This window comes from Acinetobacter sp. UBA3025 (genome assembly GCF_002367915.1).
GTDB lineage: Bacteria > Pseudomonadota > Gammaproteobacteria > Pseudomonadales > Moraxellaceae > Acinetobacter.
Window position 1 is genome coordinate 8,616 of sequence record NZ_DFDO01000279.1, and the last position, 379, is coordinate 8,994.

1 protein-coding gene is annotated in these 379 nt (G+C 34.3%); it reads right to left on the reverse strand.

The window, feature by feature from the left end; genetic code table 11:
• On the reverse strand, window positions 1-166 hold a 166-nt coding region (locus tag B4J23_RS11780; RefSeq protein WP_291360825.1), incomplete at its 3' end, for an FAD-dependent oxidoreductase.
• Window positions 167-379 lie beyond the last annotated feature (213 nt).

Sequence of the window (379 nt, forward strand, 5' to 3'; positions counted from 1 at the left end):
AAGGTGCGTCAATGAGGCCTCCTTCAAATTCGAGACTATGACTGTCCATGCCACGACCTTGAAGCGCTTCAAAAATAGTAATGCGATGTCCTGCGTCCTGAAGAATTCTGGCAGTAGCCAGTCCAGCCATGCCACTACCAATTACTGCGATATCCAATCTGATCATCCGTCATTGAAAAACTAAAAGAAATTATGAACCATGCTTTCGGCAAATAGGTTATTAAAATCTTCCAGAATACTTTTTTTTCGTAAGTCTGAGTTAACGTAACTTTACAAATAAATTACATTTTTTGAATAGCAAAAAACGTCTTTATATAGAGTAACTTAAACCGCCATTATATTTAAATATTTAAAAATAAATCTTTAAAAAACAAATGAT